The organism is Clostridium sp. LIBA-8841 (genome assembly GCF_034439435.1).
In the GTDB taxonomy this organism is placed as follows: Bacteria; Bacillota; Clostridia; order Clostridiales; family Clostridiaceae; genus Sarcina.
Map to the genome: position 1 here is coordinate 365,343 of NZ_JAPCKJ010000003.1, position 24,335 is coordinate 389,677.

Annotated in this window: 19 protein-coding genes and 3 pseudogenes; 5 read left to right on the forward strand and 17 right to left on the reverse strand. The window is 27.8% G+C overall.

Annotation, left to right across the window (positions count from 1 at the left end; translation table 11 throughout):
• Positions 1–11 precede the first annotated feature (11 nt).
• The 3 genes and pseudogenes from OIF33_RS10210 to OIF33_RS10220 form a co-directional block, all read right to left on the reverse strand.
• Complete coding sequence (locus tag OIF33_RS10210) at positions 12–344, reverse strand: helix-turn-helix domain-containing protein (RefSeq protein WP_322504145.1); 333 nt, start codon at positions 342–344, stop codon at positions 12–14.
• Positions 345–583: 239 nt separating this feature from the next.
• Positions 584–925, reverse strand: a pseudogene (gene trxA, locus OIF33_RS10215) (thioredoxin); the annotation flags it as partial.
• A gap of 97 nt (positions 926–1,022) precedes the next feature.
• Complete coding sequence (locus OIF33_RS10220) at positions 1,023–1,883, reverse strand: NAD(P)/FAD-dependent oxidoreductase (protein ID WP_322504146.1); 861 nt, start codon at positions 1,881–1,883, stop codon at positions 1,023–1,025.
• Positions 1,884–2,343: 460 nt separating this feature from the next.
• Between OIF33_RS10220 and OIF33_RS10225 the strand changes: the two genes are divergently transcribed.
• Complete coding sequence (locus OIF33_RS10225) at positions 2,344–2,622, forward strand: CD3324 family protein (protein ID WP_322504147.1); 279 nt, start codon at positions 2,344–2,346, stop codon at positions 2,620–2,622.
• Positions 2,623–2,834: 212 nt separating this feature from the next.
• On the forward strand, positions 2,835–3,494 hold the full coding sequence (locus OIF33_RS10230; protein WP_322504148.1) for a FusB/FusC family EF-G-binding protein: 660 nt from the start codon (positions 2,835–2,837) through the stop codon (positions 3,492–3,494).
• Between the two features lie 130 nt (positions 3,495–3,624).
• On the opposite strand, the gene OIF33_RS10235 is transcribed toward OIF33_RS10230, so the two are convergent.
• The 5 genes from OIF33_RS10235 to OIF33_RS10255 all read right to left on the reverse strand — a co-directional run bounded on the left by OIF33_RS10235 (position 3,625) and on the right by OIF33_RS10255 (position 13,976).
• The gene (locus OIF33_RS10235) at positions 3,625–4,818 is read right to left on the reverse strand and encodes a diguanylate cyclase (protein WP_322504149.1); all 1,194 of its coding nucleotides are present in this window, start codon (positions 4,816–4,818) and stop codon (positions 3,625–3,627) included.
• A 297-nt stretch (positions 4,819–5,115) separates the two neighbouring features.
• Positions 5,116–8,982, reverse strand: coding sequence for a multicopper oxidase domain-containing protein (locus tag OIF33_RS10240; RefSeq protein ID WP_322504150.1), 3,867 nt, complete (start codon positions 8,980–8,982; stop codon positions 5,116–5,118).
• A 426-nt stretch (positions 8,983–9,408) separates the two neighbouring features.
• Complete coding sequence (locus OIF33_RS10245; protein WP_322504151.1) at positions 9,409–10,767, reverse strand: APC family permease; 1,359 nt, start codon at positions 10,765–10,767, stop codon at positions 9,409–9,411.
• Positions 10,768–10,878: 111 nt separating this feature from the next.
• Positions 10,879–12,165: a YeeE/YedE family protein gene (locus OIF33_RS10250; RefSeq protein WP_322504152.1), complete on the reverse strand. Its 1,287-nt coding sequence runs from the start codon at positions 12,163–12,165 to the stop codon at positions 10,879–10,881.
• A 110-nt stretch (positions 12,166–12,275) separates the two neighbouring features.
• Positions 12,276–13,976, reverse strand: a complete 1,701-nt coding sequence (locus tag OIF33_RS10255) for an FAD-dependent oxidoreductase (protein ID WP_322504153.1) — start codon at positions 13,974–13,976, stop codon at positions 12,276–12,278.
• A 337-nt stretch (positions 13,977–14,313) separates the two neighbouring features.
• Between OIF33_RS10255 and OIF33_RS10260 the strand changes: the two genes are divergently transcribed.
• The gene (locus tag OIF33_RS10260) at positions 14,314–15,210 is read left to right on the forward strand and encodes a LysR family transcriptional regulator (protein WP_322504154.1); all 897 of its coding nucleotides are present in this window, start codon (positions 14,314–14,316) and stop codon (positions 15,208–15,210) included.
• A gap of 171 nt (positions 15,211–15,381) precedes the next feature.
• On the opposite strand, the gene OIF33_RS10265 is transcribed toward OIF33_RS10260, so the two are convergent.
• Together OIF33_RS10265 and OIF33_RS10270 are read right to left on the reverse strand one after the other, a co-directional pair.
• On the reverse strand, positions 15,382–16,068 hold the full coding sequence (locus OIF33_RS10265; RefSeq protein ID WP_322504155.1) for a diphthine--ammonia ligase: 687 nt from the start codon (positions 16,066–16,068) through the stop codon (positions 15,382–15,384).
• Positions 16,069–16,227: 159 nt separating this feature from the next.
• Entirely contained in the window at positions 16,228–17,085 is an 858-nt protein-coding gene (locus OIF33_RS10270) for a helix-turn-helix transcriptional regulator (RefSeq protein WP_322504156.1), read from the reverse strand.
• 500 nt (positions 17,086–17,585) lie between these two features.
• Here OIF33_RS10270 and OIF33_RS10275 point away from each other — a divergent pair, with 500 nt between their 5' ends.
• Complete coding sequence (locus tag OIF33_RS10275; protein ID WP_322504157.1) at positions 17,586–18,314, forward strand: HAD-IA family hydrolase; 729 nt, start codon at positions 17,586–17,588, stop codon at positions 18,312–18,314.
• Positions 18,315–18,488: 174 nt separating this feature from the next.
• On the opposite strand, the gene OIF33_RS10280 is transcribed toward OIF33_RS10275, so the two are convergent.
• On the reverse strand, positions 18,489–18,902 hold the full coding sequence (locus tag OIF33_RS10280) for a MarR family transcriptional regulator (RefSeq protein WP_322504158.1): 414 nt from the start codon (positions 18,900–18,902) through the stop codon (positions 18,489–18,491).
• A 281-nt stretch (positions 18,903–19,183) separates the two neighbouring features.
• Here OIF33_RS10280 and OIF33_RS10285 point away from each other — a divergent pair, with 281 nt between their 5' ends.
• Positions 19,184–19,645 carry a DUF2798 domain-containing protein gene (locus OIF33_RS10285; RefSeq protein ID WP_322504159.1) on the forward strand — a complete coding sequence of 154 codons (462 nt, stop codon included), beginning with the start codon at positions 19,184–19,186 and terminating at the stop codon, positions 19,643–19,645.
• Positions 19,646–19,841: 196 nt separating this feature from the next.
• On the opposite strand, the gene OIF33_RS10290 is transcribed toward OIF33_RS10285, so the two are convergent.
• The 6 genes and pseudogenes from OIF33_RS10290 to OIF33_RS10315 all read right to left on the reverse strand — a co-directional run bounded on the left by OIF33_RS10290 (position 19,842) and on the right by OIF33_RS10315 (position 24,318).
• Entirely contained in the window at positions 19,842–20,018 is a 177-nt protein-coding gene (locus OIF33_RS10290; protein WP_322504160.1) for a hypothetical protein, read from the reverse strand.
• A gap of 155 nt (positions 20,019–20,173) precedes the next feature.
• A complete protein-coding gene (locus tag OIF33_RS10295) occupies positions 20,174–21,298 on the reverse strand; it encodes a DUF4037 domain-containing protein (RefSeq protein WP_322504161.1) in 1,125 nt (374 codons plus the stop codon).
• A gap of 29 nt (positions 21,299–21,327) precedes the next feature.
• Positions 21,328–21,771 carry an N-acetyltransferase gene (locus OIF33_RS10300; RefSeq protein WP_322504162.1) on the reverse strand — a complete coding sequence of 148 codons (444 nt, stop codon included), beginning with the start codon at positions 21,769–21,771 and terminating at the stop codon, positions 21,328–21,330.
• Positions 21,772–21,823: 52 nt separating this feature from the next.
• Positions 21,824–21,946 (reverse strand): annotated as a pseudogene (locus OIF33_RS10305) (NAD-dependent malic enzyme); the annotation flags it as partial.
• A 233-nt stretch (positions 21,947–22,179) separates the two neighbouring features.
• A pseudogene (locus OIF33_RS10310) lies at positions 22,180–23,004 on the reverse strand (SDR family oxidoreductase).
• Positions 23,005–23,094: 90 nt separating this feature from the next.
• Positions 23,095–24,318: an MFS transporter gene (locus tag OIF33_RS10315; protein WP_322504163.1), complete on the reverse strand. Its 1,224-nt coding sequence runs from the start codon at positions 24,316–24,318 to the stop codon at positions 23,095–23,097.
• Positions 24,319–24,335 lie beyond the last annotated feature (17 nt).

Below are 24,335 nucleotides of genomic sequence, written 5' to 3' on the forward strand. Positions count from 1 at the left end.
TATTTAAACAACTACCCTTCACAAGAAAGATTTAAATTTCCCCAATTTATCATTACTTCTAAAATAGGTAATAATGATAATCCTGATTTACTTAAATAATAGGTTGATTCAACTATGTTATTGCTAGTTTTTTTATCATTAATTATAATGTTATTCTCAATTAGTAAATCTAACTGTTGACTTAACATCTTTTTACTACATCCGTCTAATAATCTTTGTAATTCTCCAAATCTTACTTTTTCCTCTTTAATGCTCCATACTATCTCAGCAACCCATTTTCTACCCAAAATGTTTGACAATGCTTCCACTGGACAATTATACGTATCATTATCTACTTTATACATCTTAACCTCCTAAATTCCTTAAATATCCTATATTAAATTTACATAATATCTATGTAAATTTTATGTATTTTTATCAATATCCTTACACATTATATATGGCCTTGAATTAGCTCTTTGTTAATTTCATATCTATCAAAAATTAACACCATACTAAAACAAAGCCATCTATTTAATAACTAAACTAATTATTTTTTAATTGACTACCTTTTAAATCAACATTCACCTAAAACAGAGGCTAATTATAATGTCTTCTCTATCATTTCTTTTAATGATTCTTTAGGTAAGAAACCTACATTTGTAGTAACTTCTTCTCCATTTTTGAATATTTTTATTGTTGGTATATTCTTAACACCATATTCTGCTGCTTTATCTGAATTTTCATCTATATCTATTTTAACTATTTTTACATTTTTCATTTCACCTTGGACTTCATCTAACACTGGAGCTAACATCTTACAAGGTCCGCACCAAGTTGCAAAGAAATCTACTACAACAATCCCCTCTTCTTTTAATACTTCATTTTCAAATTGATTTTCATTTATATGTTTTACCATTTGTAATACCTCCAAAAAACTTTCTTTTCTTAACTTGTTTTTATTATATCAATCTATATTTTTTTAACAATCAGGCACTTTTTAGTTACCACATTGTTGATTAACTAACCTTTTTAAATCTTTCTTACTTTCTTCCGTCTAAATATGAAACTGCACTTAAAGATGCAATATTACCTTCACCAGCGGATTTTATATACTGATATGGCTTACCAACACAATCACCAGCTGCAAAGCATCCTGGAATATTAGTTTTCATTAATCTATCACATTTTATATGTCCCTCTTCTTCTTGAAGTCCAGGAACCAACTGAGCAGGTGGGATTGCATCCTTTAATAAAAATACTCCATCTGTTTCAATTTCACTCTCTTTAAAAACTATTTTTTCTACACTATTATTACCTGTAATTTTTATAGGTCTTTCATTAACTATTGTTATTTCATCATTTAATTTATAATCATTTTTATATAAAGGAACATAATAAACCTTTGATGCTATTTCACTTACAAAGTTTGCTTCCTGTTCTCCCTCTTCATTCGATGATACTATAACAACTGTTTTTCCTTTATATAAAGGAGCATCACATGTAGCACAATATCCAACTCCCTTACCTAAGAATTCTAATTCTCCCTCTAATGGCTTTGAAAACTCTACTCCAGTTGCTATTATTATAGACTTGGCCTCATAAACATTGTCCTTAGCCATAATGCTGAAATAATCACCCATAGAATAAACTGTATTAACTCTTTCTTCAGTTATTTCAATTCCATTTGTATTAATATGTTCTCTAAAAGCTTCTGCTAACTTTTGTCCATTTGCATTAGGTAATCCTAAATAATTATTTACCTTTGGTGCTCTTCCGATCTTTGGACTAAAGTTTTTAGTACCAAAAATAATAAATGATTTCTTTCTTATTTGTGCATTAAGTGCTGCTGATAATCCAGCTGGTCCACTTCCTATTATTGCTATATCATATCTTTCGTTCATGTAACAACTCTCCTTAATGAATTATTCTTGTTCTTAACTTGTCTTTATTTTATATAATTAGCTTTTTACCTGCAATTAGGCACTTTTTAGTTACTACTCTAATTTCCAAAATATAAAATAAAATACTAATTATTCACCTAGATATTTATAGTTATATAACAATATAAGTACTTGTCTAAATAAATAATATAGTTTTAACAATGACCTCTAAATCATATATTCAAAATTACATTAATTATGATATAATACACATTAAATAAAGGAGGTGTTTTTCTTGAAAGTACATGATACATTCAGCTACAAACTATCTTGCTCCTTGCAAAGATTACCAAAAGTAAGCTATGCTTTGTTTGGAGCCTAAGATATTAAGTTAGCTGAATATTATTTAGGTTCTGTAACACATAGCTTTTTTAGTATTCTTTGCTTTAATACTATTACGTAAGGTAAAGGAGCAAGGAAAATGAAATATGTAAAAGCACAGGATGTGTTACCAGAGGAAATCATTGAAATACTACAAAAATATGTAGATGGAAAGTATCTTTATATTCCAAGAAAAGATGAAAATCAAAAGGCTTGGGGAGAAAATAGTGGCATAAGAGAAAGTCTTAATGCTAGAAACACTGAGATTTTTAAGAAGTATAAAGATGGAATCTCCATAAATACTCTCGCGAAAGAGTACTTTCTTTCAGAGAAAAGTATAAGAAGAATTATAAGTGATAAAAAGAAATTATGCTCATAATCATTACAGAATTAATTATTAGATTGAACCCTTATTTTAAAAGATGTTATTATTTCATTAAAGCATTAGTCAAAGTGATAACATCTAAATTTAAAACAAGCTTTAAAGACAATATGATTATGAATATATTATGTTTTAAATATAGATGATTATTATTACTCTAATCTGAGTGATAATAATCATTTTTTATTTTGAAAAGGAGGTATGTTTTAATGAAACCTTTTATAAAGAAAGAAGATTTTAATTTTATAAGAAAATGTACAACTGATTTACATGGTACTTTAATAAACTGTGTTGACCCTAATATTATAGAAACAAATAAAGCATATATAAATGAAAAAATATTAAATAGATTTATTGATATATCTGATGAAGAAAGAAACTTAATTGATATTAATAAAATAACTGATCCACTACATATTGATAAATATCTAGAAGATTTAAGTGAATATGTATATGGAATGGCACCAGTAAAAAGCACTCAACTTACTAAGTTATTTAGAAAAGAAAAGAAACTAAAGATTCCTGACTTAGACTTTGAAAGTTCAAAAAAAGTATATTTAGGTTGGATTGATGAAGGAAGTCGTAAATTATTTATAGCCTATAATTTAAATGGCAAACTTTCTGGTATATCATGTAAAATACCTAGCTATAATTCAAATAATAATCATATTTGTACCCTATGTAATCATATAGGCACTAATTCTGAAGTAGCTTTTGTATCTGCTGTTTGTAAAACATCTAATCCAGAACAAGGCACTTATAGAAGTATCGGTTTTGATATTTGCTTAGATAGTGAACAGTGCAATGAGAGAATTACATCAAGGTCTAAACTTGAAAAACTTTTAAAGGATGTTAATAACATAAAATAGTGAATTTATAAGGACAGTAGCTAATTTTGCGTAAAAAACAAAATTACCTACTGTTTTTTGTATGAACAGTTGATAATTTTCAAATAATATATTATAAACTTTTAGGATTAGTCTGCTTCTAACTTAATATTTAAATACTATAAGTATTTCTACCCTTTTTTTTAGATTCATAAAGCTTAATATCTGCATTCTCTATTAAATTTTCCATATCTTCAATTGATTTAACCATCTCAGTAGCAATTCCTAAACTTATGGTTACTCTATCTAAAGCTTTAGAATAATTATGAGAGATATTCATGTCATAAATATTTTTCATAAGAAGTTCAACATCATTAATAATATACTTCTTACTCCTAGTTGATATTATAAGAAATTCCTCTCCGCCATATCTAAAGACTAAATCTTTACTTAAAGTCTTTTTTATAGCATTAGAAATTTGTAATATTACATTATCACCTCGTATATGCCCATAGTTATCATTGTATAATTTAAAGAAATCTATATCAATCATTATAGCAGTTATTATTTTTTCTCTTTCTGAGTATTCTAATTTTATTGACCTTAAGTACTCCTTATTATAAACTCCAGTCAGTGGATCAATTTTATTTCTTTCCTCTAACTCTTTATTTAACCTTCTTAATTCTTCCTCTATTTCTTTTTGACTTGAAATATCTCTAACCGAACCTAATAAGCCATGCACTTTTCCTTCTTTATCTATGACAGGAGTTTTTATTGTCTGATAAACTGCAAACTTATCGCTATTTGGTATAGGTACCTTTTCATCAATATATAAAGGCTTCTTTGTTTCTAAAACAAATTTATCATGGTTATTACATGTTTCTAAAAATTCTCTATCTAAAGGAAAGTCTAAATCTGTTTTACCAATTATATTATTAATACCTCTACTATTATAAAATTTTCTACACTCTTCATTTATAATAGTATAATTTAAATCTATATCCTTAAAAAAAACAATTTCTGGAATACTATCTATTAATAATTTAAATAGTCCAACTTTATTGCTGTTATAACTATTATTTATATTTTTAATAAGCATTCCAATAAAAACACCCTTTTTTACGTTAATCAATATTCTAGAGTAATTTTCATTGTTTATGTTAAACTCCTTAAAATATTTACTTTTCTCATTTAATCCAACATCAAATATTTTTTTAACATCTTCTGTACAATTTTTATCAATTTCTTCTATATTTTTAATGTTTAAAACTTTCTTAAAAGTTTTATTTACAAAAACTAAGTTATTGTTTTCGCAAACCCAAGCTAAAATATCAATACTGTCTAAAGAAATAAATAATTCATCCATGGCTTTCTTCCTCTGCTACACTAAAGTTTATTTATAATATATGTATTAAACACATTATTTTTCATTTATATTTATAATTTAAAAATGGTTAATAACATAACACTATTTACTTATAAATATATTTTCCATTTTATTCTTTGTATATATTCTACATAATTATGATAAATTTCTAAAGTAAAATTTTACTTTTAGATATAATAAAAAATATTACTTACTATTAAAATATAAAGATACCCATAGAATAAAAATTCTATGAGTATCTCATTATAATTTTATTTTAGTAAAAACCTTATTTACTTATGGTGTATTCATATCATTATCATTGTCTTTATCTTTACTATATTTGTCATTATCATTGTCTTTATTATCTTTGTCATCGTCTTTATCTTTAATTCTAAAAATTCCCCACATACCGGATTCTATATCCCATCTTATAATACCTGATCTATATAGATAATCCCCTGGTATAGTAGATGCTCCATTTAATAGTTCTATATTAAATACATTTCCTACACTCATAGCTCCTTGAGCTGATATAATATTTGAGAATGGGTCACTTGGTTGTGCTTTCCATTTATGACCATGAAGTACAAAGCAAGTATTTCTAGGTTTATCTCCTGGCATTAGAAGTCTTATAATAACTCTTTCCCCTGGTGAAGCTTCAAATATTGGTGTAGCTGGATCTTTGTGAACATCAGAACTAAATACATCTGCTATAACATGTCCACCCTGTAATCTATTGAAGAATCTTTCTGATCTATAGTTAAATCCTTTTTCACCTCTATCTTCAAAATCTACTGGTTCAGGTTCTTCTCCTTCTTCCCCACCTTCAACTTCTTGATTAGTCATTATTAACTTACCCTCTTCATCTAAAAGTCTTATTCCATTGTGCATAAAAATTACAAATTCTCTAAATTTTTTTCTCTTAGATTCAGCTATAGTTACTTGCTCTCCATAAATATTGTCACTCTCTATTTTTGATCCTTCTGGTTCTATTATTATTGCTCCAAATAAACCATGATATCTGTGATTTCTTATATCTGTAAAAGATGATAATAAGCAAGTTCCGTATTCTTCATCAGCATACCATAAATAAGTTTTACTATCTCCAGGTCTTACAGTTTGTTCTATATTGTTGTATCCTACATTTATACCACTATTAGTTATTGGATTAAATCTTAAGAATTGTGGGCTAATTCCTACTCTCATAGATGGTGTAACTTCTTTATCAACTGGTACTCCTGGAAAATCGTAATATGGTATTGGTTCAGTAAAGCAATTAGTTAATTTTACTTTTATACATTCACCCTTTTTAGCTCTTAATATCAATGGAGTTGGTTCTATTTTACCACTTATTATATCATCCTTGTACTCATATGGTACAAATAATAATCCATCAGGATCATGATCTCCAAAATTATTATATTTGATATCTTTTTGTATAGCTGCTATATGAAACTCTCTTACTTTTTTACCTTTGCAGTAATCTATTTCATTATAACAATCCTCTGAATAGCTTATAGGAATTAATTTTTCAGTTTTCTTTTTGTAAACCCTTATTATTCCCCATAATCCTAGCCAAAGATCATCTTGACCTCCAAAATAGTAAATATAATCTCCTGCTTTATAGTCATCTGTTATTCTTATATTAAATGCCTCTGATATTCCCATTGTTTGAGCTTGAACTAATGGTGACTTTTTATCTGTTATTTCTTTTCTCCATTTCATTCCATTTATATTAAATGCATGTTGTTCTTCTTGGGCTCCATCTAATAATCTTATTACAATTTCTTCTCCAGGATAGGTTTCTAATATTGGTGTTACTGGATCTTCATGAATTCTAGAACTAAATACATAAGCTGAATCATCATCATTTAGCTTTTTCCCTTTTAGTCTTTCTCTTAATGGCTCACATTTATAATTTATACCCATAACACCTGGGTCATCATGTGATCCTGGGAATGGAGGTTTGTTTAATGGATTTCCTTTCTTATCAAATAGTAATGCAAAATCATGAACAAATAATCCGAACTCTCTAAAAGTTCTACCTGAAGGAGTTTTTATCACTGCTTTTGTTCCATATTTTAGTGGTTTACCTGTTTTAGGATCATAATATTTTGATCCTTCCGGCTCTATTATAAGAGCTGCAAAAACTCCATGTTGTTGATGTGAATTTGGATTAAAATGATCATGGAAAAAACAAGCATTTAATTCTTCATTAGCATAGTATCTTTCTACTAAGGTTTCTCCATAAAAAACAGAATTAATATAATTGTATCCATTTGCACCACCGTCTGAAGCGGTAACGTCAAATTTAACTAAGTGTATATGAAATCCTGCATTATCAGTTAAAGTTTTTAGTTGGAATTCTGTTTCTGGCAATGTTTCTGGTAAAAAATTAGTAGTTCTAACTTCTATACAATCACCCTTATTAGCTCTTATGACTAATGGTTCTACATCAATACATCTACTTTCTACTCCATCTACATATTTCTTAGCTAACTTTTCTTTATTTTCATTTGTTACCTTGCATCCTGTATATCTTTCTATTTGTTCCTTTGTAACATAAAATCTTCCATATGGGTCATTCCAACCAGCATTGTTATATACTAATTTTGCTTCTAATAAAAATAGTTCAAATACAACATCTGCTTTTTTACATGAACAATTATCTTTTTTATCTGGACAAGGTTGAGTATATAAAGCTCCTCTATCAAAATTTTCTGTAAAGTTAGCTCGCTCCATAGGAGTTGGACATATTTTATTTCCACTCTCTTGATTTAGTATTCCTAGAGGTGGTTGCTTTGGTCTCTCCTTAAATTTTCCATCTATGAAATTCGGATATCCTGGATGACATGCGTCTTTTTTAAGAGGTGGTTTTCTATCAGGAAGTGGCTTTAACTCTTTTATAATAGTTCCATCCGGATATCGTGCAGGTATAATATCCCCATTTTCAAGTACTACATCTTTACCTGTTTCTAATCTATCAAATACTCTCCATAAACTCCACATTCCTTCATGGAAGTGAGGATATAAATGGCAGTGCCATATATGATCTCCTATAGATCCAGCTAAACTTCCTGCTCCGTGTAACATATCTAGGGTGTAACTTTCTTGAGGACTTATTGATATAGAATCTATTATTGTTGAATCTGGATTATCTGGCTCTAATCTCCATTGATGTGTGTGAAGATGGAATACATGTGTTTCCTTTACACCTCCGTGTATAAGTCTAAACTTGGAAGGATCTCCTTTATATGCTCTTGGTATAAAAGTTGCTGGATCACCGTAAGTCCAAGAACTCATAGAAACATCTTCTCCATCTACAATATGCCCGGTATGATGTGCTATATCTATTTCATTAATATTATCATCGGAATCACAAGGATTGCAATACTTGAAACCTTTATCTTTCTCTGGTATAAAACCAGCTCTATTTACCATAGGTTCTGATCTGTAACTTATAGCAGTTACCCCCATTGGTTGCTTAGTATGAGGATCTATTATTTGGCCTCCAAATCTATTTACCATTTCAAGTTCATCGTGAAAATATACTGCATATTCTCTAAAGTCTGGCTTATTCGGATTGTGTATATCAGCAAATATACCACTTTTTAGTTCATTTCCATCTACAGGATCTGTCCACCATGATCCCTTAGTTTCTACTATAAGTGCTCCAAATAAACCGTGTATATTAGTTCCTTTTTCACTGAATCTAGTATCGCCCATATCACTAAAGTAGAATATACCTTCTCTATCTGCGTACCATTCATAAGTTATCTCTTCACCAGGGCCAACTGTGGAATCATCATTGTAACCTACCCTAGCACCATCAGATAATATACTTTTGTACTTAAGCCCTTGCATATGAATTGATAATCTTCTTGGTTCATTATGCTTAAACTTTATTTTTATAGTATCTCCAACATTTGCTCTTATTGTAAGAGGCTGAACTTCCTCTGTGGGTTGTGGGAGTGGATCTCCCTTTTCATCTTTTCTATAGAAATTTTCTAAAGCTTTCCTTTTTACCTCCTTCTTATGCTCTTTTAATATATACATCAATCCATTTTTATCATGGTCACCAAAAAAATCATATACAATTGGTATAGATAGTACTGTAACATTAAAGGTTCTGGTTTTGCGTTCAGCATTATCGTTTTTCATTTTAATTACCCCTTTGTTTACATATTTTTATACTATATAATATTACATAATAGTATAATTGGTAACCTTTTTATCCTTTTGTTTATTAATTTTAGAACATGATTTTATTTCAATTTAACTATAATCATATTATAAATACTTAAAAGAGTAATTCTAATTCTGAATTTAATATATACTACTTTAAATAAACTAAAACTGAAATATAATGACTAAAAATTCATTTAGTAAACCACTAGTTTTTAAGGTTAACTAAAATTAGGTTGGCTAAAATAATTCCTTAAAGTATAAAACAAAAGAAAATTATTCTTAAAATATAATTTTTCATAAATTACAATAATAAAATTATCCATAATATTCAAAAGATGTATCCATAAATTTGAATACACCTTTTCATGTCTAGTATCAAAATAAATTTTAATTTCTCTCTTACACTGACTTATTGTACATTTCAATAAAATCTATTGTTTTTTTATGTTGAATCCTATAATACGCGATACTTCCTACTATGCACCATATTATTAAGGCTATTATAGATTCTTTAGTTAATGCTGCTGGCGAAATTGGTAAAAGTAATAACATGACAAATATTATACTTATAACTACACCTATTATTGCTATTATTTTATTCTTTTTATTTTCAGCTTTTTTTATCCCTATTAAAGACACATAAAGATATGCAACTGAAGCCCCTAATGATGACATATCTACTATCCAAATTATTGCTTCTCTACCAAACCAAGGTGCTATTAAGCTAACTATTGTTATAAAGATTATGGCATTTCCAAAAACTCCATTATTGTTTACCTCACCAATTTTCGAAGGAAGTATTTTATAATTAGCTATAGATCCCAATAATTTTGAACTACAAATCATAAAACCATTTATTCCACTCCATACTGCCGCAGTTAAAGCTATAATCAATAATAAGAAAGCGCCCTTGCCTAATGTACTTAATACTGCACTTCCCGCTGCCCACTCTAAACCACTTGCTTGTTCAGGTGAATAAGCTAAGGCTGTTATAATATTCAATACATTATAAATTAATGCTCCTATTACTAGAGAAACAATTGCAACTCTTGATGCTTTTTTCTTAGAAAAATTTAATTCCCTACTTAATTGTGGAATGGCATCAAATCCTATAAATGCAAAAGGTGTTATTGCAAATACTTTTAATACTTGGCTTAAGTCAAAGGAGTATGTTTCAATATATGTCTTAACAAAATTAGTTCTATCTCCTTTAATTAACATTCCTACTCCAACAACTAATATCATTAATATTAAACTAAAAATTATTACATTTTGAACTTTACTTGTTTTCTTTATCCCCTTTAAATTTAATGAAGCAAATGCAATTATTATTATACTGGACATTAATATTTCTCCTAAGTAAACATCATATCCAGCAATATTATATAAATAGCCAAACTCTAAAACCCCACCAAATATCTTTTTGATTACAAGTGGAAAGGCAGTGGCATTTAACGGAATCATTGTAAAATACGCAAGTGTTAAAAACCACCCCACAATAAAACCATGTTTCTTACCTAAATTATTATATGTATAAGAAAATTCTCCACCTTCTTCATCATGAGTTTTCATCATTATTAAATAGTTTTTTTCAATGATTATTATACATATAACACCAAGTGCAAGTCCTAAAAATGTATTTACTACTCCTGATTCTTTTAAAAATTTTGTTCCAGGCAACATAAAAGAACCCCAGCCTATTATTGCACCTAATACTATTGAAAATATATCTATTTTACTCAATTTATTTTCTCTCATAATTATCTCCATTCTTAACTAATCTAATTAAATATAAAAAATAAAATTTTCTAAAAGAAAAAAGCTATAATTAGTTTTTGTTTTAAATTAACCAATTATAGCTTTTTCAAACTACTTAGATTCTTGATAATTATAATTGCAGCTCTTATTCATTAATAGCTTTTTATAAACGATATTTCCTAAAATTCCACCTACTACTAAGAAAACAAAGAATATCCAACCTGATAAAGATAGGTTAGCTATTGGTGTATAAAGAGCTCCTACATTACAACCATTTGATAATCTTGTTCCAAATCCCATAGCAAAACCACCAACAATATATATTAAAGCTTCTTTTCCACTTATTGATAATCCCGCCTTAAAAGTCGCAGTAAAACTTCCTGCCAAAAGTAATGCAACAAGTGTTCCTAATATTATACCAATGTTTTGTACATTCATTCCATTTGAGAAAAATGGTGCCGTAAACATTTCTATTGGTTTACCAGCAAAACTAGCTACACTTTCTGGAGAAACTCCAAATGCTACAAGTAATCTACCAAACCAGAATCCATAAGGAGTAGATGCTCCCCATCCAGCTTTAGTTACACCCATTAATAATGTGAATATACCTCCAATTACAACTGCTCCCATTCCAAGAGTCCATGGTCTTACAAATAACTTTTCATAAGTATTGTGGCTAAATAATTTAAATGGCTCTTTGTCTTCATGAATTTTTTCTTGAAGAATTTCTGTATCTACGCCCAAATAAGTATTTTGAGCTTTTCTTTTTTCTTCATATATTTTCGCAACCCAAATTGCTATACCTGCAAAAACAATTGTTACTATTATTGCTCCTAAATATCCTTCTAATCCGTCCCATTTAAATAAGTCTGGTAAAAATACTCCATTAGCAAATGTCTCAGTTGATATTAGTGAATTCTTTATCCAATCAATACTTTGAAGTGGGAATCCTACATATACACCCATTCCAAAGAATATTAGAGTTATTAAAGCACGTGGTAATCCTGTTACTACATCAGTAAGAACCCCCGATGCACAACAACTAGAAAATGCCATACCAAAACCAAATATTATTCCACCTAGTATAAGTCCTAAATTGATAGGATTAACCCATAAATCATATTGTGTTGGATCTTGTCCTATAAAAAAGCAAACACTTACTATTGCAGTTCCTACAAATAATATCATCAATTTTCTCATTAATTTTGTAGATCCTGCTCTATAACTTCTATTTACCCCTCCTGCAAATCCAAAAAGTGATCTTGTAAGAGCATAACCTAATCCTAAACCTGCTAGTAGTCTAAAAAATAACATTGGACTACCAAGATTAATCTTTCCTATCATTAAAATTGCAGCAAGTAGCACAAATCCAATAATATATTCCGTATACTTTTTCATTTAAATTTCCCCCATTAATTTCTTTTAATTAGCAAACACTATTTAATATTATTATTTCAGCTATGGTGTTTTATTTGTTTTTACTAAAACACCATAGATTTTTTATAAATTTAATTAAAGTTATATTCTGTAACTATAGGCTCTCTATCATTAACCTTATCATTATAATATTCATAGAAGCTTATTCCCATAAATCCACCAGATACATTGTAGATATTATTAAATCCTAAATGTTGTAATGCTAAGCATGCATTGTAACTTCTTTGAGCACTTCTACAATGTAAGTAAACTGGTATGTCAGTTGGTATTTCATCTAATCTATCTCTTATTTCACTTAGTGGAATGTTTTTAGCTCCTTTAATATGACCCACTTTATATTCATCAACTTCCCTAACGTCAATTATATATGCTCCATTTTCCACTAAATCTCTCACTTCATGTACATAAACTTGTTTAAATGCTCCTTCTAAAAGATTTGAAGCAACTAATGCAGCATGATTTACAACGTCCTTAGCTGTTCCAAATGGTGGTGCATAGCAAAGTTCTAAATCTTTTAAATCTTCTACAGTTCCACCCATTTTTATTAATGTTGCTATTATATCTATTCTCTTATCTGCATTTCCTTTACCAATTGATTGTGCTCCTAAAATTCTTCCTGTTGGAACTTCAAATATTAATTTAAAGTGTAACGGCTCACTACCTGGCATTAATCCTACCTTATCTTGAGGTATAACTCTTACAACTTCATAGTTTAAATTTAAATTTAAAGCTTTTATCTGACTTTCTGTTAATCCTGTTGAAGCTCCATTATAATCAAATACTTTAATACATGATGATCCAATATATCCACTATTTCTTGATGATCTTCCATGGATATGATCTGCAACAGCTCTTGCTTGCTTTTGAGCTGGTCCTGCTAATGGTAATTTTGTTATTGAGTTAGTTAATGCATTATAAACTTCAACAGCATCTCCAACCGCATATATATCCATATCATTTGTCAAGTAATTTTGATTAACTTTTATTGCACCAGTTGTCCCTATTTCTAATCCAGCCTCTCTTGCTAAATCAGTTTCTGGAGTAACACCTATTGCCATAACTACAGCATCTGAAGTTATTTTCTCTCCTGATTCTAATACTACAGTATCTTTTTCAAAAGAGCTTACCTTGTCTCCAACAATTAGGTTTATGCCTTTATCATATATTTCCTTATGCAAAACTTGAACCATATCATAGTCAAAAGGTTTCATTATTTGATCCATTGCTTCAATTAATGTTACATTATATCCAGCTTCACTTAAGTTTTCAGCAACTTCAACACCAATAAAGCCTCCACCTATTACCGATATATTCTTGCTACTACTATCTTTTATAAAAGAATTTAATTTTGCTATATCAACAACATTTCTCACTGTGAATATGTTTACATTTTCAACACCTTTAATCGGTGGTACTATAGCCTTCGCACCTGGTGAAAGAACCAACTTATCATAGCTTTCAGTGTATTCTTTTCCACTTACAACATTTCTTACAGTTACTTCTTTAGCTTTTCTATTAATTGAAGTTACTTCTGTATAAATCCTTGCATCAATTCTGTATTGACTATAAAATTTTTCAGGAATCATAAGAACTAAATCCTCATGATTTGCAACTTTTCCACTTAAATGATATGGTAAGCAGCAATTTGAAAATGAAACGTGTGGTCCTCTTTCAAACATTATTATTTCACTATTTTCATCTAATCTTCTAAGCCTTGCTGCTGTTGAAGCTCCCCCTGCAACGCCGCCAACAATAACTATCTTTTTACCCATTATTATTTTCCAACCTTTCCCTAACAAATAACTTATAATTTAAATTGTTAAATTTTTATCTTAAAAAAATATACTTAATCAAGACATCGTAGTAATAATATCACACAAAACATCATCACACATAATAAAACTATGTTATGTATAATAACAGTTTGTTATATACATTATTTAATAAACAAACTTCTTTTAATATTAAAATATTGTTATTATTTTTATATACCTATACATATTTAAAAGTAAATTGTTTTCATGTAAAATTAATTTTATACATAAAATAGATTTATTACTATATAGTCTATAAATTAGCTACTTAAAATAATATTTAGGATGTGAGAATATGAATTTGACGTATCTTCGTTCCTTTTATACCACAGTTAAATGCAATAGTATCTCTAAAGCTGCAAAACAATTGCATTTAACTCAACCTGGTGTTAGTATGCAAATTCAAAAACTTGAAAATGAAACTAACTTTAAATTGTTGAATAGAAGTAACACTGGAGTAAGTCTAACTGAAGCTGGAGAAATTATCTTTGAATTTGCTGATTCTATGCTATCTATAGAGGATAATTTACAAAAGAAATTAAATGAATTAAAAAATGTTAAATCTAAATTAATTATTTCTTGTTGTAAAAGTTTAGGTGAGCATGTTATGCCTTGCAGTATATATACATTCAAAGAAATACATTATAATACTGATATTTCTATGGAAATAGATAATACTTCAAATATTCTAAAAAAACTATCTAATCATGAAACAAATATGGGAATTATACAAGGTAAGCCTAATCCTAATAATGATTTTGAAATACTACCTTTAATGCCAGATAAACTTGTTTTAGTTGGTGGAAAGGATACTACTATTAAATCTCTTAATATTGATGAGCTTTATAAATTACCTTTAATAGTAAGAGAGGAAGGTTCTGCAAATAGACTACTATTAGAAACTATATTAAAAGACAATGGAATTAATATTGATAACTTAAATTCTGTTTTATCTCTTAATTCCCCTCAGTCAATAAAATCCTCTATTGCTTTTGGACAAGGGTACTCTTTCTTGCCTGAAATATCAATAACTCATGAATTAAGATGTGGTTCATTTAAGAAAATTAGTTTAGAAAATATAGACATGCCTTTTAAGTATTATATTGTATTTAGAAAAAATTATAAATTAAATTATTATGAGCAGAAATTTGTAGATTTTTTAACTTCTAAAAAAAGATGCTTTTGTTATTAAATAACACTAAACTAACCACTATATAAAAAAATAGTAGCCTCCTCTCCCAATTGGAAGGCTACTATTTTTATAAACTAAAAATTTAATTATACCAGTTACCTAATAAAACTAAAATTTTATAAAGTAGAGTGTTAGAGCACTTTACTTTTTTATTACAATCTAAGATGCTATTTATATATCTTCTTCTAATTCCAAAGTTAAGTACATATAATCTCCATCTGATATGATTTCTCCATGTTTAACTCTTAATTCCTCTTTAAAAAGTGGTCCTGCTATAACCGTAGTATGAAATTCTCCAGCCTCACCGCAAGGATCAATTCCTCTTTTCTCTAACTCTCTCATATAATCAAAAGTAAGAGTTCTTCCTAAATCTTCTTTCCTCATTCCTTTATTTAGATTAATGGTAACAATCTTAGTTACAAATCCTAAATTAATGAATTCTTCAACTACTTCCTTATGACTTTTTCTCCAAAGAGGCATACCAAGTTCAAGACCTACACCACTAGTAACTATTTCATGCCAACACTCCTCTTCTGGCACATCAATATCTCCTGTTACAAGTACCTCTGCACCTAAATCTTTTGCTTCTTTTAATTTTTCCACAAAAACTTTTTCATAGTTTTTCCAATTTGTAGCTGCTGTAAAAAGAGGTAGTCCAATTGCTTCTGCTTGTGCCTTAAGCACAGATGGAAAAAGACTATGAGCTCTTGATCTCTCTCCATCTTCCTCCATCATTACAATAATACCTACGGCTGTTCCTTCTTGCATTGCTTTATATAAAGCTAATGTACTATCTTTCCCTCCACTATATGAGGCTATAAACTTTTTATCTTTTGCACCATTATTCCATTTTTTCATATCATATTAACGCTACTGAATATAAAATAGATATATCTTTATTTATCCAGTAGCTTCTCCTTTCTTATAAAAAAGTGATTTTACAGTTCACTACTATAACTTGTAAATTCACTTAATTCATTTCATCCTTTATTAGTTATATAGAAAAATTTATATTCTCTAATAATTACTTATAAAATCATAAACCTCTTCATCTTCCCATTGAGAAATTTTTATATTACCAAGTTCCTTACTCTTTTCAGGGAACTTTAAAAAGTTCTTTAATTCTCCTTTATGCTCTTCTCTATCTATTCTCGTTTTGCTAATCAAGATTTTTTGAACACAAGGTTTGCTATTTGCATCTGATGGTAACATCATTAAAGCTAATCCACCAATATATTTATTTTTATTTAAGTTTGGTTTTATCATATTTATATAAGCTATACCATCATGTTTGCTTTGCAAATTAAAAAATATTAGTTTTTCTGAAATTATGTAGCTTCCTTTAAAGGATTTAACTACTTCTCCCATAGAAAGGATTTTAAATATTACCTCTTCATTTCTAAACTCAATTCTTCCTTCATGAATTCCCCCTTCTTTTCCTATGTTAGTTATTAAGAAATATGCATAATATATTTTCTCAAATATTTCTTCATCAATCCCCTGATTATTTTCTAAATTATCAATATCCATTGCAGTTAAAGTTCTATTTAAAAATTTATCTAAACTCAAATCATATATTTTACATATATACATTAAGGTTTCTATTGACGGAAAAGCCTCTCCAGATTTGTATTTTGAAAGTAAATCCTCTGAAACACCTATTTTCTTTGCTAATCTCTTTTGAGTTCCTTCCAGTTGAATAAGTTTCTTTAAATTATAAACAAAAACTTTTGAAGTTTTATCATATATAGTGTTTTTTAAAACCTTAACCTTATTAATGTCATGCTTTTCTTCTCTATCTTCATTTTTTATGGATTCTATTTTAACTTCAATATCTTCTTCTATTTTTTTAATTTCATCTAATTCCTTTTTCAAATGCATCCCTCCAAAAATTTATTATTCCACTAAACTTTCTTTTCTCTTTTATTAAAGCTATTGTATGCTTAATAATTCGCACAAAAATATACCTAATTGAATTTCATTCAACTTAATATCATAAACTTTTCAAGTAAGTTTTATATTCATATATAAATATTGTAATAAATAAATACCTATATTACCATAATAACAAAGTTATTAAGAACATTTATTTCTTAATCTATTCCTATAAAAGTGTTGATTTTTTAGTCATAAATTTAAGATTATTTTCCCTAAGATCTGAAATTTACAGAATCTTTCCTTACTGTTTAGAGATAAGTATATGACCCTATTCTAAACTAAAAAATCAACACTTCTTTTACCCATATAAGGTTGTTTAAATGTAATAAACATACTTATTAACTAAAGGACTAGAACTACTCAAATTTTTATAAAACATTAAATTATAATAAATATGCTTATTACCTATATGAGACATTATAAGGAGAGGTTTACGTATGAGTAATTTAAATAAAACAAAAATTAAAGCAATTTTATTTGATTCAGGTAGAGTTTTGAACCAGTCTTCTACTGGTCATTGGTTTATAACACCTAACTTTTTCAAATACGTGGACAGACATAAATTTGATTCTATAAAAAAATCTAGACAAAAAGAAGCCTTTTCTAAGGCTTATGAATATATAGACAAGCAGAAGTTTATTCTTACTGAAAGTGATGAATATACTCACTTTTTAGAATTTTATAAAATTTTTTCTGATAATCTTCCTGAATTAGGATTAATTAAGGATGATATTAAATCAATAACAAATGATTATGTATACAATTATGAAAAATATACCTTCTTTGAAGATGTGCCTAGTACTCTTCAAAAACTAAGTCAATCATATAAACTAGCAATAGTATCAGATGCTTGGCCATCTTTAGAAGGCATATTTATAAACATGAATTTAAGAAAATATTTCTCTTCATTTATAATTTCTTCTCAAAAAGGAATAACTAAGCCAAATGAACTTATGTTTAGACTAGCTTTACAAGAACTTAATGTTCAACCTGAGGAATCAATATTTATTGATTATAATCCTAAAAATTGTGAAGCTGCTATGAAGTTTGGTATTACTCCAATAATATTATGTAGAGATCTTAAATCCTACATTTTCACAAAAATAAAATATAGAAATATCTTAGTAGTAAGAAATTTAAATGATATTTACGACATACTGAATTAAGTTAATCCCCCGGTTAACTTAAACTTTTAATATACATTTATACAAAATCCTAAAAGGAGCTATATAAAATATTTAATATAGCTCCTTTTTATGTGTTTATTATTATAGAAGGGTTTTAGCTTTTTTTGTCTAGTTCACTATACTTATATTTAATGCTATATCCTAGTTAACATTCTATTCTATCCATCTTTTTTTTAATATTTCTTTTATAAATTCTAAATTTTCCTTACCTATAGTCTTTTCTATCTCTTTCTCTATAATCAATTTAAGCTCATTATTTTTTTTGCAATATTCTACTCCCATTTCAGTAAGTTCTGTATATTTACTATTACTTTCTGTCTTTTTAAACTTTAAATAGCCTCTACTCTCTAATTTCTTTGCACATTTAAACATTGCCTGTCTTGAAACATTCGCCTGCCTAGCAACCTCTGCAATAGATATTTTCCCCATACTAATTTTAGCCAAAAGCATTGCCTCTGTATGAGAAATTTCCTCTTTATTTTCTTTTAACCATCTATCTTCAACTTCTCTTCTAAGAACTATATGTTTTTCACTTACTAAGTCTATTATATTTAACTCTTTATTCATTACCTCACCTATTTATAATAATTTTATTTATTATCTTTTTTACTTATTCGTACTTTAATACATTTTATCACATTAAGATTTGCATTTTAATCTTTCATTTAAATTTACATAATTCAATATAAAATTCCCTACTATGTAGTTTAATCTCTAAATAATTATTTAACCTAAATTTATAATCCTGATACCCCAAGTCAACTTAGTTGACTTTTTCTTTTCTTTATTGTTATAATATAGCTTGTCAACTTAGTTGACTTTATTTTTTTACCTAGGAGGATTTTTTTATGGGAAACACTAAATTTCAAAAATTTACTTTTACATTAATGATGTGTTTTGGCATGGTACTTTGTATGACAGTATATAATATGATTTTAAATGATGGACTAAATTCAAGCTTGCTTTCAAACTTATTTAAAGACTTTTGGTTTGGATTCATTGTAGCACTTTTTTTAGATGTTTTTGTAGTGAGTAAACTTGCTAAACCTCTTGCCTTTAAAATAGTTAAACCAACTGAAAATACACATCCTCTTAAAATTGTTATAGCTATATCTACTTGTATGGTTATAGGAATGGTTTTATTAATGTCTCTTTATGGCTCTATAGTTGTTGCTGGCTTCAATTTAGAAGCAATAAAAATATACCCTTACTGTATTGCAAGAAATTTTATTATAGCATTACCACTTAATTTATTAATAATATCTCCTTTAGTTAGATTTTCTTTTGGAAAAGTTTTTGCTATTAAGTAAAACTCTAAACCTAACTAAAAAAGCAACATGTATCATAAGCTCTTGATACATGTTGCTATATCTTATTTATCTTAAATTTTTTCTCAATTATGCCTTTAAACTTCCTTTTTATTAAAATTTTAAGAATGTTTAAATGCATGATATATATTATAAATTAATATTATTGATAAATTTTGCAAATAAAAAATAATTTAAACTATTCATCACTACATACGCAGAAAGAATTTTGAACTTTTATATACTCTTCTGGAGTTAAAGAAAGTATATATTTATCAAAGTGATCTTCACTACAGAAATATCCTACTTTATTTTCTATATAATTTTCCTTTGGTTCTTTTTCTAAATCTTTTCCACAATATAAACACTTTTTCATTTTGCTCACTCTCCTTATACCATATAAAACCTTTAGTTATTGTATAATCTTATGTTTTTCTTTATTATCTTTTTTTACTAAATATAATCTTAATTACCTCAAATTAAAGATATCACTTATATTATTAAGAAAAATTTCTCTTATAATATTAATTATTACACAATCATATCACCAATTCCACTTCTATCTAAAGTTTTATTTTCATATATTCTTTTTAACTCAGTAAAATTTTCAGACCAAACCAATAAATCTGAATTGGTAATCCATTGGTCACATGCTCCCCTTACACCTAGAGCCTTAAATTTCTCTGATAAACTTTTCTCTATAGAATTCGTAACATTACCAACAGAAATATTACAAAGTCCTCTATTAGTCTTACTATTTTCAATATTTAAAGTTTCAGTAATACCTATTTCATTGTGTGTCTTTAATAAGACTTCAATAATAGATCTTATATTATTCATAATTATATTTATATCTGATGATTCCTGACAAAGTTTTATATTTTCCTCTATATCCTTAGCTATTTTAGGTAATTTAGAAAATTCATAGCCATACCATTTTAAATAACCTGGATAATAAGTCTTATTATATAAATATGTTATCCTTATTATATTTTCAATTACCCTATTTAAGCATATCTTTCCACCAATTTCATCTCCTCTAGCAAAACATAAAGGAATTAACTCTAAGTATGATATTTCATCCCAACAATATAAAAGTTTATATTTCCATATCTCATCATCATAATATTTAAATTTTTCTCTTACATTTGTAATTTCACCTATTTTATCCTCAAAAATATTTCCTCTTGTAAGTTCCAATAGCTTTTGTTCTGGAATGCATAACCATTCCAGATCTGATAAACTGTATTCACCATGCTTTTTCTTAATTCCAAATTGAATCTTCATATGCCTTTCCACTGTAGTTATTCCAATATGATGAAATGAATTCTTCTTTGTAGGCACTGTTACTAATGCTCTATAATCCTTATCATAAACATATCTTGTATAGTATCCCTTATATGATATAGGTAACTTATCTAACAGCATTTTATCTATATCTACTGCATACTTATCATAATCATCATTACTAAGCCATATATGACATCTTGGCCCCCATTCATGGTCTCTGGATAATTCATCATCATTTCCTAAAACATCTGATCCATATCCTATAAGCCCAGCAGCATATTTCTCTTTTATCATAGGAAATTCATCCTCAATCAGTGGCTTCACTACTTCAAAATAAAACTTTTCATTTAATTCCAAACCTTTCATATCTACTCCTCATTTCCCTTATAATCCCTTTAACTTTTCATTATATATTCTACAAATCCTGAATCCTCATTTTCTTGTTCCTTAATTATTTTAAACCCATTATTTATATAAAATTTAACTGCTTTTTCATTCATTTTATAAACAGCTAAACTTATATTTTTATATCTAAGCTTAACAAAATCAAGTAACTTACTACCTATTCCTAATCCTTGACTTTCAACATCGACAAATAAAGCACCTATAAACTCCTTATTGATTATACTTATAAAACCTTTTATTTTTTTATCCTCATAATAAACAAAGGTTTCAGCCATTGGGATATAAACTTCCTTTACAACATTATAATTCTTTTCCCAATATTCTTTTTCAATAAAATCATGAGCTTTTATTGTACTTTCAAGCCATATTCTCATAATCTCATCTATTTCTTCTCTTCTAAGTTCTTTTATCTCTACCATTATTTTCTCTTCCATATAATATTTCTCACCTTTCAATAATCTACTATTTTAACTTAATTATATAACGTTCTTTATTTTCATTTATTTTTCTACAAGACTCTGCAACTCCTTGTGTATAAGCTAAACTTAAATTATCTATTGTTTCAACCTTTTCTGCATGTAATTTTAAACTCTCTCCCAAATAATTCATTTAAATCATTTCCCTCTTTTTCTTATAGTTTACTATGGTTACATAGTATCAACAAAATAAAAATATTTAAATATTATGAGAATTTAAAATTAATTTTGGTCATAAAGGATACTTTGACATTTTTTAATATAAAAAAAGCCATATAAATTATCATTTCTGAACATAAAAAAAATAACAAAAATAATGTATTATATTTTTACTACATTGTTTTTGTTATTCATAGTAACTATTCTTTATTTCAAAAATATTCTAGTCATTAATTTATCTATTGCCAAATCTCCAAATACTCTTTTTAATATTTTACATAATACACAGTCAATATTTACGGAATACTGACTTTTAGGCTTTTTCTTAGAAATTATTTTTGATACAACTCTTGCCACCTTTATTGGTGGTGGTGCATTGGTAATTAATTTAGTAAAGCTTTTTTTAAATAACATAAATTCTTCTTTGTAAGCTCCAGCACATTCTGATTTTGATGCCTTCTCAAGTGTTTTCATAGCTGGATCTATAAATTCAGTATCAATAAATGAAGGTTGTATTTTCACCACTTTAATTCCACTTTTCGCACTTTCCATTCTAAAACCATCAATCATACCTTCTAATGCATGCTTTGAAGCTGGATAGAAGGACATCATTGGTGTGGAAACCACTCCTACTAAAGAAGATGTTACAATAATATGTCCATATCCTTGCTTTCTCATTTGAGGCATAACAGCCTTAATAGTTCTTACTACTCCGAATAAGTTAACATCAAACTCTGCTTTTGCAGCATCTATATCTATAGTTTCTACTGCTCCTGCACAAGCATATCCTTAATTAGCAAAGACCACATCAATCCTACTTTCGTTTTTGATTATGGTTTCTACTGCTTTTTGTACTGATTCTTCATCTCTGATATCTAAATGCATTAACTTACCACCAATTTTTTCAAGCTCTTTCATTCTCTCTACTCTTCTTGCAGTACAATATACAGTATTCCCTTCTTCTAATAATAATTTAGCTGTTGCATAACCTATTCCAGAGCTTGCTCCTGTAATTAAGATAACTTTTTTCATTATTTCTACACTCCTATTTACAGTTATTACAACTATGTAATCCTTCTAATTTATTTTTATACTTAACTATATTTATTTCATCTTTAGTGTTTATACTTTTATTGTTAAAGCTTTATTCTTTAACAATAAAAATATTGATGATACTATAAGTGATATTCCTAATAACACTAGAAATAGCCATCCTTTATTTATTTTATATACATATGATGAAATTAATGGACCTACTGCATAGCCTAAAGATTCTGATGCTCCAACAAATCCAAAAACTATTCCCTTTATATTCTCATCTTCTCCAAATTCCATTAATGAATTTTGAAGTGATGCATTTAAAAATGTTGCTCCTAAAAAATAAATGATTATTACAATGGTAAATAAGGTTATACCTCTTATAAAAGATAATGCAAATAAAGATAGATTCATAACTATAAAGGATAAAAACAATTGTCTTTTCACTCCTATTTTATCGCTAGTCCATCCACCTAAAGGAGCAAATAAGCCAAAAACAAATAAGTAAATTGAAATTATTGATGAAGTATAAAATATTGTTCCTCCTAAAACATCTTGACCATAAAAAGGAAACATAGAGCCTATGCATCCATATATAAAATCACCTAAAAAGGCTACTGAACTTAATAAGATTATTTTAGGTGCCAGTTTATTTTCTTTAATATCCTCTACTATAACCCTTATTCTACACCCCAGTTTTCCCTTTGACTTTTTGCACTTATCCATGATCTTTTCCGACTTATTAATTTTAAATACCGTAAATATAAGTGAAATTATTATTCCTATTGATGATACATAAAAAACCATATTATAGTTATTTATATTAGATACTATAAATCCTCCTATAATAGCTCCAATAGCACCTCCAAGAGTAAAGACCGCTGAGGCATATCCTGTACATTCTCCTCGCTTTTCTTCATCTAAAGATCTTGAAAGTATAGAATAATTTGCTGGTGCTGACATTCCTAAAACTGCCCCTTGAATTATATATATACTCCCTGCTAAAATCTTTGTATGAAAAATGGTATATGCAAAAGGAATACAAGACATTAAAACAAGAGCAACTATAAGTAATAACTTATCTCCTATGGCATCTGAAACCATACCAAAAGGAACCTGAGCTAATGCCTTACTCACTCCATAAAGTGACATTATTATTCCTATTAATAATGTGCCTATTCCAAGTGAATCAAAATAAAGAGATATTATTGGTATCATAAAACTATAACTTATACCAAATATAAATCTTAAAATACAAAAATTTAATAGCTCCTTCTTCTTAAATAAAACATTATTTCTTATGTCCATGGCAAACTCCTTAAATT

What these genes read in the sequence shown, in the direction of transcription:
- OIF33_RS10210 (WP_322504145.1), bottom strand. Translation starts at nt 344, where the DNA reads ATGTATAAAGTAGATAATGATACGTATAATTGTCCAGTGGAAGCATTG.
- OIF33_RS10220 (WP_322504146.1), bottom strand. Translation starts at nt 1,883, where the DNA reads ATGAACGAAAGATATGATATAGCAATAATAGGAAGTGGACCAGCTGGA.
- OIF33_RS10225 (WP_322504147.1), top strand. Translation starts at nt 2,344, where the DNA reads ATGAAATATGTAAAAGCACAGGATGTGTTACCAGAGGAAATCATTGAA.
- OIF33_RS10230 (WP_322504148.1), top strand. Translation starts at nt 2,835, where the DNA reads ATGAAACCTTTTATAAAGAAAGAAGATTTTAATTTTATAAGAAAATGT.
- OIF33_RS10235 (WP_322504149.1), bottom strand. Translation starts at nt 4,818, where the DNA reads ATGGATGAATTATTTATTTCTTTAGACAGTATTGATATTTTAGCTTGG.
- OIF33_RS10240 (WP_322504150.1), bottom strand. Translation starts at nt 8,982, where the DNA reads ATGAAAAACGATAATGCTGAACGCAAAACCAGAACCTTTAATGTTACA.
- OIF33_RS10245 (WP_322504151.1), bottom strand. Translation starts at nt 10,767, where the DNA reads ATGAGAGAAAATAAATTGAGTAAAATAGATATATTTTCAATAGTATTA.
- OIF33_RS10250 (WP_322504152.1), bottom strand. Translation starts at nt 12,165, where the DNA reads ATGAAAAAGTATACGGAATATATTATTGGATTTGTGCTACTTGCTGCA.
- OIF33_RS10255 (WP_322504153.1), bottom strand. Translation starts at nt 13,976, where the DNA reads ATGGGTAAAAAGATAGTTATTGTTGGCGGCGTTGCAGGGGGAGCTTCA.
- OIF33_RS10260 (WP_322504154.1), top strand. Translation starts at nt 14,314, where the DNA reads ATGAATTTGACGTATCTTCGTTCCTTTTATACCACAGTTAAATGCAAT.
- OIF33_RS10265 (WP_322504155.1), bottom strand. Translation starts at nt 16,068, where the DNA reads ATGAAAAAATGGAATAATGGTGCAAAAGATAAAAAGTTTATAGCCTCA.
- OIF33_RS10275 (WP_322504157.1), top strand. Translation starts at nt 17,586, where the DNA reads ATGAGTAATTTAAATAAAACAAAAATTAAAGCAATTTTATTTGATTCA.
- OIF33_RS10280 (WP_322504158.1), bottom strand. Translation starts at nt 18,902, where the DNA reads ATGAATAAAGAGTTAAATATAATAGACTTAGTAAGTGAAAAACATATA.
- OIF33_RS10285 (WP_322504159.1), top strand. Translation starts at nt 19,184, where the DNA reads ATGGGAAACACTAAATTTCAAAAATTTACTTTTACATTAATGATGTGT.
- OIF33_RS10290 (WP_322504160.1), bottom strand. Translation starts at nt 20,018, where the DNA reads ATGAAAAAGTGTTTATATTGTGGAAAAGATTTAGAAAAAGAACCAAAG.
- OIF33_RS10295 (WP_322504161.1), bottom strand. Translation starts at nt 21,298, where the DNA reads ATGAAAGGTTTGGAATTAAATGAAAAGTTTTATTTTGAAGTAGTGAAG.
- OIF33_RS10300 (WP_322504162.1), bottom strand. Translation starts at nt 21,771, where the DNA reads ATGGAAGAGAAAATAATGGTAGAGATAAAAGAACTTAGAAGAGAAGAA.
- OIF33_RS10315 (WP_322504163.1), bottom strand. Translation starts at nt 24,318, where the DNA reads ATGGACATAAGAAATAATGTTTTATTTAAGAAGAAGGAGCTATTAAAT.